Here is a 7,358-nt window from a genome sequence, read left to right on the forward strand (position 1 = left end):
GGCCGCAGGCCCGTGCGCAACGCCCTGGTGGGCAGGAAATGCAGCCGCAAAGCTTCACTCACGATGAATCTGCCTCTGTTTGCGCCCGACACGATGAATACAACGGCTTGTTCAGCGTTGCCTTAAAGCGTTCTCTGAAAGTTGCAGGCGGCCTATTGCAGAAAACTGCAGAACCCAACTCCGACGAGCATTCCTGTCGGATCACCATCACGTCGCTTCTTAGCCTCGCCCGGAGTTTGCGTGTCCTAGCCCGCAGGCGTCGGCCGAAGACAGCTTGCTCGGCGGGGCGGCATCATGGGCACAAATCACGTTACTGGAGTAAATGCAGGTTGCGGTTCAACACGGATTCAGGACGAAGTCGGCCGTTCATACGGTCAGCGCCGCACGGCGGACGTGGGGTTGCAGCCCGTTCTCGATCTGATCCGGGCACGAACAGAAGTGGTCACTGCCTCCGCACGTGGGCGTGGTTGTCAGCTATGAATCACTCGCCGGCCTTCTGCGTGAATGGCGTGCACGGCCCTGCCGGGAACGCCAGATGATCGGAAATGCCGCGCTCTCGCTTCCGACAACCCGGAAGCTCGAAGCGCCCACATCGTTGTTTATTACAGTAACGCTCACGCGCCGACCTCTATGGGCCGGCCATTTTCCCGTACTTTCACTACACTCTGACGAGCGTCAGTCATGGTCGAGAAACAACGAATTCATGCTGCGGTCCTGTTCGCAGCGCTTGCCGCGATTGCGCCGGCAGGTCCGGCGCAAAACACCACCGACTGGCTGGCGAACACATATGGCACACTCGCCGCGCATGTGGGCAATGCCGCGCGTTCCATGTGGGTCGCGCCTGAAGGCGCGATTTACACGGCCTCCATGTGGGACGAGTATGGGGGCGGCGTCGCAATCTACCAGAACGGCCGCACCATCGGCTCCATCGGGACCCACGGCGAGTTTCAGGGCAGCGCCATTGCAGGTAATGCCACGTCAGTCTTCGCGGCACTACAGTACGATAGCTCGTACGGAAGCGGTGCGGTGGGACGATACGATCGCAGGACTGGGATTCGCGACCTTTTCATTCAGGTCAGTGCGTCGAACAACCGGCCTCGGATCGATGTCGTCACCGGACTTGCCTCTGCGGGCTCACTCCTCTATGCGAGCGACTTTTATGGTAGTCGTGTTCGGATCTACACCACTGACGGTGTCTGGCAGCGGGACATCAATGTCTCGGGCCCGGGCGCTCTCGCGCTGGATGGAGCAGGCAACGTCTGGATCGCACAGAAGAGTGAGGGCACAATCGTCGGGTTCAGCCCAACCGGCCAGTTGCTGAATACCATTCGCATGCCCGGCGGGTCGCACCCATCGGCGCTTTATTTCGATGCGTCATCGGGACAACTCATGGTCGGAGACGAGGGTCCCGACATGAACATCAAGCGCTATGCGCTCTCGCGCACGCCGACGCTGGCCGGTACATTCGGCATTCCGGGCGGTTATCTCGACACCACGACGGGAATCAAAGGCCAGGTTGGCGCGAAGCGCTTCACCCGCATCGCCGGCATCGGCAAGGACACGGCCGGCAACCTCTACGTGCTCAATAACCCGTGGGGCGGCAGCTGGGACCTCGGCCGCGACGGTGGCACCGACATTCACTCGTATGGACGGGCGGGCAACCTCCAGTGGACGCTGCAGTCCCTCAACTTCGAGGGCGTTGCCGCTCCCGACCCGACCACGGATGGTTCCCTGTTCTATGGCGGCACCAACCTCTACACCGGCCGCGCGGGAGGTACCTTCGTCGCGAATACTGTCGATCCTTTCGCCTATCCGTCGGATCCGCGCATCAATATGAACGATATTTCGCGCGACGAGCATTTCGGACAACTCGCTACCGTCGGCGCTAACCGGATTCTCGTGGCGTCCGGACAGAACCCCTCGACGTTCTACTTTTTCCATTTCAACGCGTCGAACGGCTACATTGCCATTCCGGACGCATCGATTCCGGGCCCCGCGTTCAATACGACCCTGCGGGTCACACACGGATTTTGCATCGACAGCAGAGGCGGCGTGTGGGCAGGTCTCGACAGGACCGGCGATATCTACCATTACCCGCTCACCGGCTTCGATGGCAGCGGCAAGCCTGCATGGGGCCCGGGCATTCCCATCCGAATTCCCGCGAGCATCCAGCCGCTCGCGCGCATCATCTACCTCGCAGACAGCGACATCATGATTCTCGCGCAGGGCATCGTCGGGAGCACGGACTGGACTTCAATTGGCACGCGCATCGAGGTGTACCACGGCTGGAGCGCGGGCAACACTACCACACCCGATCCGGTGATCAACCTCCCCCACGGAGACGCCAAGGCAATGGACGCGGCCGGCGCTTATCTCTTTGTCAGCTACTGGTTCAGCGGCATCAGCGGACCAGAGCGGCCAGACATCGATGCCTTCGGTCTCACTACCGGCAACCTTGACATCACGCTGGTCAACACCAGTCCCGGCACCGTGGACGCCAGCAGCGCGATGGATTCGATGTACGGCATCAGGGCATACCTTCGATCGACGGGCGAGTACGTGGTCACAAAGAACAACGTCAAGGGCAACAGCGTCACAGTTTATCGCTGGACGCCATGATCGGACGGATTCATCGTGAAGGGAAGCGTGGCCCGCGCAGAGCGCCCCGGCGCTGGATGGCCCGTTCTGGGGGCGCCACTTACGCTCCGAACAGTGTATATTAAAATAGGAATGCTTATCGGTTGGGGTTCACGCACGCTTTGTCTTTTCCCTTTGAGCGCTGAACTGCCTCCGCCCTTGCCTTGCCTGAACCGCGCCGGGTTTTCCGGAGGCTCCACTTTTTGAGAAAATGGAGCTATGGAAAATACCAAGAAGAAGTCCCCACGGTACTCGCCGGAAGTTCGTGAGCGGGCTGTGCGAATGGTGCTGGAACATCAAGGCGACCGTGACTCGCAATGGAAGGTAATCGCGTCGATCGCAGCGAAGTTTGGCTGCTCTGGCGAGACGCTGCGTAGCTGGGTACGCAAGGAAGAGCGGAATCGGGGTTTGCGCCCGGGCACAAGCACGCAGGAGCAGGATCGGCTCAAGGAACTGGAGCGGCAGAACCGTGAACTGCGCCAGGTTAATGAAATCCTGCGCAAGGCATCAGCGTATTTCGCACAGGCGGAGCTCGACCGCCGACCGAAGGGCTCTGTCGCATTAACGCGAGGGAGGTAAAATTCGAGGCTGACGAGAACGCTTTGGCCAAACGATGAAGAAGATACTGACGCCACGAACGACGCTTGCTCCGGGCATCGCCAAGGTTCTGAAGCGGCTGCACTATCCGCTTGAAGTGATCCTGCTGTGCGTGCGATGGTACGTTGCTTACTCGCTGAGTCTTCGCAATCTCGAGGAAATGATGGCTGAGCGCGACATTGGCGTCGATCATTCGACGGTGCATCGCTGGGTTGTCAAGGTGGTACCGCTGTTCGAAAAGACGTTTCGCAAGCACAAGCGGCCGGTCGGCAAGAGCTGGCGGGTTGATGAAACCTATATCAAGGTTAAGGGCTCGTGGAAGTATCTTTACCGGGCAGTGGATAAGGCGGGCAACACCATCGATTTTCTGTTCAGGGCCAAGCGGGACAAGGCTGCTGCTCGGCGCTTCTTCGAAAAGGCAATCGGTCAGAACGGCTCGCCCGAGACGATAACCATCGACAAAAGCGGCTCCAATCTGGCTGCGCTTAACGCGGTGAATGCCGAGCGCGAGACGCCCATCAAGGTTCGTCAGATCAAGTATTTGAACAACATCGTCGAGCAGGACCATCGGGCCATCAAACGCCGGATCCGACCGATGCTCGGGTTCAAGGATTTCAACTGCGCGCGCGTCATTCTGAGTGGCATCGAATTGATGCACATGATCAAGAAAGGACAGATGAAATGTTCGAGCAAAACTGCGCGGTCCGCCGCCCAGCAATTTTATTCGCTGGCATCATAAGTCATCCTTCGCATATTGCATTTGCTTGACTCCCTTTCCTTACTGCGACAGAACCCCTGCGCGGCATCGGCAATCTCAAAGTCAAGAATCGTCGTGACGTTCACACCGCGCTCGGCAGCCAGGCGGCGCAGCATACGCTTCACAGAGTCGTAGCCGCCGGTGTAGCCATGATTGCGCTGCAGGGCGGCATGGATCGTGGTCCCCTGAACACCGGCTGCAGCCCAGTTCCTGACTTGCTCGCGAAATGGTTCAACTGTCGACACACACGTGTGCGGCAGGTGCGGTGTGCGTCCAAAGACGCCCGCGATCGTGGCGTCGTCCGGCAGCGACTGCGCCGGGTCCAACCAGCCGCGCGCCCCAGCTTCGCGGCGCACGGTTGTCAACTTCTTGCGTCCCATCAAACCGACGCGCGCAATGTCGCGGTCGGAATCGCCTTGCCGCATGCGGACAAGGACTTGACGATACTCAAACAATTCGAACCTCCGGTTGGTCATGGACGCTCCGTTCAAAAAAGAACGAAGCGTACCGACTTGAGAAGTTCGAATCGCGCTCTCGACTCGATGCTGCTGGCGCCAATGCGCCGCCCATCAACTGGCGCCTTTACGCCGCCCCTAGAGTGGCTCCATTACGCCGCCCTTCAGGTGGCGCCTTTACGCCGCCCCTGGATTGGCTCCATAGCGCCGCCCCGTGACAGCAGCCACTTCTCGTAAATTTCACGCTTGTTGCTCATGACATATTCTCCTTACTCAGTTAGCAGCGACGACGTTTTCGCAGTGACCATCCCGCTGGGGCCAGCAGAATGCATTGCCCCTCTGATGTGCTCAACAACGACCCAGTCCTTGGGTTCAAAACTTTCGACCAGAATATCCAGAGCCGTTCGCACGTTGGCCGCTCCGCACATGAAAATATCAAACGCAGCGAACGAAAGCTCCGGCCACGTATGAATTGAGATATGGGACTCAGCCAGCAGCACGACACCGGTAACGCCGTTATACGGGGGAAATACATGCAGGGATGCCTCCAGAACATGGGCTCCCGCGGCTATCGCGGATCGTCTAAGCACGTCTTCTATGAAGGACGGATCGTTTACTTTCTCAACTTGGTGCATGTCGACAAGAAGGTGACGACCAATGGGCTTTTGTTGACATTCCATGTATTCAGGAATTCGGGCGTGTTATGCACTTTGAAAGAAGGGCATGGCGTGAGTGAGCACGAGCATGGCGAAGACAACGAAGCCGAATGCGCCACCCGGCAAATGGTGTGCGTCAGGCGCCGGTCCGCACATGCGCAGGTCAAACCAGTGGGGGATGGACGGCCTGCTTCATGCCGCTCGAATAGTGTTTGTAATCCCAGACCACGCTATCGCCGGGTTGCAACGCGTAGGCGGCACACGAAACGTCAGGCATCTTGCCATTCACGAGATAGACCCACCAGTATCCGTTGCCGCCCTGATTCGCTTCAACGCCACCCAATCCGGTAATGAACAGACCCGCACCCGAGCCCTGCCACTGGGGGGTGAGCGCGGGAGATACGCCAGCGGCCGTAAGCAGATCAAAAGCGGTCGTCACACCGGGGTTGATGCCGATCGCATCGTTCGCCTGCCATGGCGGTGTGTGAAATTCCGAACCCCAATCAACGAACTGGTTGGCCGTCGCCTTGGTCATGACCACCTCCGATCTGGTTTGCGCACGAAAGCGCCTGCGCGCGAGTATAGAGAACGCCCGATGTTGACCAAAAGCTGTCTGAGTAGATAGCTTTACCCTCGTCAACTCAGCGAGCAAAGCTTTGTAAGCGCGGGCAGGACGCGACGCGTTGCCATCCTTACTATTTCACGCTTTGAAGCTAGTGATGGGCGCGATTCAAAGCCGCGTTACACATTGAGTGGTCTGCGGTGGCCCGGCGATAATGGCGCCCCATTTTTCATCTGCGGAATCCATGACTCAAATGACCCGGTCGGCCGTCGGCGGCAGACTGAGCGACGACAAGCGTAAAGCGATCGCACTTCAGGCCCTCGCGCGCACCGAATCCATCCGTGTGCTGGCTGAGCGTAACGGCGTGAGCGGTCCGACGGTGAAGATGAAGACCTGTATGAGTCGTGGCTAGGCTACAGCATCGTGGGAATTTTTCTCGTTGGCATGTTGTCACCCGACTGGCAGACCATCCGGATCTTGATTGGCATGTTCGCCGGAACTGCCTTCGGAGCGATGGTCAGCACGTTGTTTCCAGCTTTGCGCGCTCCCCGTCGCGTCGTCGATCCGCTCGCCGTCTATCGGAAGTTCTGCCCGTTGGCCAGACGATCAGCCGATATGAGAATTCACGGCTGAGTAGCGATTCCAGCGAAAACGGGACAACAATCAACCGACGTAAGGGCTGCTGACGCGCTGTTATTGCAAGAAATCGGACTTGCTGGCACAGTCGCTTTGACCACGATAAGGGGGACCACATGGCACGCAAGAAAATGTTTGTCAGCTTCGACTACGACAACGACTCTGACCTGAAAATGCTTCTGGTCGGACAATCGAAGCACTCCGATACGCCATTCGACATCTGGGATTCGTCAATCAAGGAACACTTGACCGGAGATTGGAAGGAGAAGGCGCGCGCCCGCATACGCAACGTCGATGTCGTGTGCGTACTTTGCGGCACAAAAACTCACACGGCCAAAGGCGTTGCTATCGAACTGGAGATAGCAAAAGAACTAAAGAAGGAGTACTTCTTGCTCGCAGGGTACGGGGACAAGCAGTGTACTAAACCGACCTCGGCCAGCGGCAACGACAAGATGTATAAGTGGACCTGGGATAATCTGAAAAGTCTCATCCACGGTGGCCGCTGATGCCCGACGTACCCAACGAAAGGCTGTGGAATCAGATCGAAGACCGGACCGCCTATCCCGACAACGAGAAGTGGTATTCGCATCTACTGGATCAGTACAAGCTCTATGTCGAAATGGCTGATCGGATCAGCCAACGACGCACGACGGCCAATTCGTATTTCCTCAGCGTCAACTCGGCGATTTTGGCGTTCGTCGGGTATCTCACGTCAAAAGACTCGACCGAATATCTGTGGCTCCTGGCCATCGCAGGAGCCACGTTGTGCGTATTGTGGTATTCGATTATCACGTCCTACCGAAACCTCAACTCGGCCAAGTGGTCAGTCGTTCACGAAATTGAAAAGCGGTTACCCATAAGCCCGTATGATGCTGAATGGGAAGCCGTAGAGCGCGGACTCAATGCAAAGCTTTACCGCCCGATCTCTCATAGGCTCTGTCGCATTAACGCGAGGGAGGTAAAATTCGAGGCTGACGAGAACGCTTTGGCCAAACGATGAAGAAGATACTGACGCCACGAACGACGCTTGCTCCGGGCATCGCCAAGGTTCTGAAGCG

9 protein-coding genes and 1 pseudogene are annotated in these 7,358 nt (G+C 58.0%); 7 read left to right on the forward strand and 3 right to left on the reverse strand.

The genetic code is table 11. The features are described 5' to 3' along the window. The first annotated feature begins 681 nt into the window (after positions 1–681). From ACLFKU_RS41950 to ACLFKU_RS41960, 3 genes and pseudogenes are all read left to right on the forward strand, one after another. Positions 682–2,619, forward strand: a complete 1,938-nt coding sequence (locus ACLFKU_RS41950; RefSeq protein WP_410853159.1) for an SMP-30/gluconolactonase/LRE family protein — start codon at positions 682–684, stop codon at positions 2,617–2,619. 237 nt (positions 2,620–2,856) lie between these two features. Beyond that, positions 2,857–3,191, forward strand: a pseudogene (locus ACLFKU_RS41955) (transposase); the annotation flags it as partial. Positions 3,192–3,250: 59 nt separating this feature from the next. Further along, a complete protein-coding gene (locus ACLFKU_RS41960; protein ID WP_410852044.1) occupies positions 3,251–3,973 on the forward strand; it encodes an IS6 family transposase in 723 nt (240 codons plus the stop codon). Here the strand turns inward: ACLFKU_RS41960 and ACLFKU_RS41965 are convergent. The 3 genes from ACLFKU_RS41965 to ACLFKU_RS41975 all read right to left on the reverse strand — a co-directional run bounded on the left by ACLFKU_RS41965 (position 3,955) and on the right by ACLFKU_RS41975 (position 5,637). Continuing rightward, positions 3,955–4,467, reverse strand: a complete 513-nt coding sequence (locus ACLFKU_RS41965; protein ID WP_410853160.1) for a hypothetical protein — start codon at positions 4,465–4,467, stop codon at positions 3,955–3,957. The two genes, ACLFKU_RS41960 and ACLFKU_RS41965, sit on opposite strands and share 19 nt — an antisense overlap. Before the next feature lie 248 nt (positions 4,468–4,715). Then, on the reverse strand, positions 4,716–5,126 hold the full coding sequence (speD, locus tag ACLFKU_RS41970) for an adenosylmethionine decarboxylase (RefSeq protein ID WP_410853161.1): 411 nt from the start codon (positions 5,124–5,126) through the stop codon (positions 4,716–4,718). A 139-nt stretch (positions 5,127–5,265) separates the two neighbouring features. Next, positions 5,266–5,637 carry a DUF4430 domain-containing protein gene (locus tag ACLFKU_RS41975; protein WP_410853162.1) on the reverse strand — a complete coding sequence of 124 codons (372 nt, stop codon included), beginning with the start codon at positions 5,635–5,637 and terminating at the stop codon, positions 5,266–5,268. A gap of 271 nt (positions 5,638–5,908) precedes the next feature. On the opposite strand from ACLFKU_RS41975, the gene ACLFKU_RS41980 reads away from it, so the two are divergent. The 4 genes from ACLFKU_RS41980 to ACLFKU_RS41995 all read left to right on the forward strand — a co-directional run bounded on the left by ACLFKU_RS41980 (position 5,909) and on the right by ACLFKU_RS41995 (position 7,300). Beyond that, entirely contained in the window at positions 5,909–6,076 is a 168-nt protein-coding gene (locus ACLFKU_RS41980; RefSeq protein WP_410853163.1) for a hypothetical protein, read from the forward strand. Positions 6,077–6,087: 11 nt separating this feature from the next. After that, complete coding sequence (locus ACLFKU_RS41985; protein ID WP_410853164.1) at positions 6,088–6,297, forward strand: hypothetical protein; 210 nt, start codon at positions 6,088–6,090, stop codon at positions 6,295–6,297. Between the two features lie 119 nt (positions 6,298–6,416). Continuing rightward, positions 6,417–6,806, forward strand: coding sequence for a TIR domain-containing protein (locus ACLFKU_RS41990; protein ID WP_342969453.1), 390 nt, complete (start codon positions 6,417–6,419; stop codon positions 6,804–6,806). After that, positions 6,806–7,300 (forward strand): hypothetical protein, encoded by a 495-nt coding sequence (locus ACLFKU_RS41995; protein ID WP_410853165.1) that lies wholly within the window; start codon positions 6,806–6,808, stop codon positions 7,298–7,300. The genes ACLFKU_RS41990 and ACLFKU_RS41995 overlap by 1 nt, the downstream gene beginning before the upstream one ends. Positions 7,301–7,358: the final 58 nt, after the last annotated feature.

Origin of the sequence: Paraburkholderia sp. EG304 (assembly GCF_046543485.1) — a bacterium.
Lineage (GTDB): Bacteria > Pseudomonadota > Gammaproteobacteria > Burkholderiales > Burkholderiaceae > Paraburkholderia > Paraburkholderia youngii.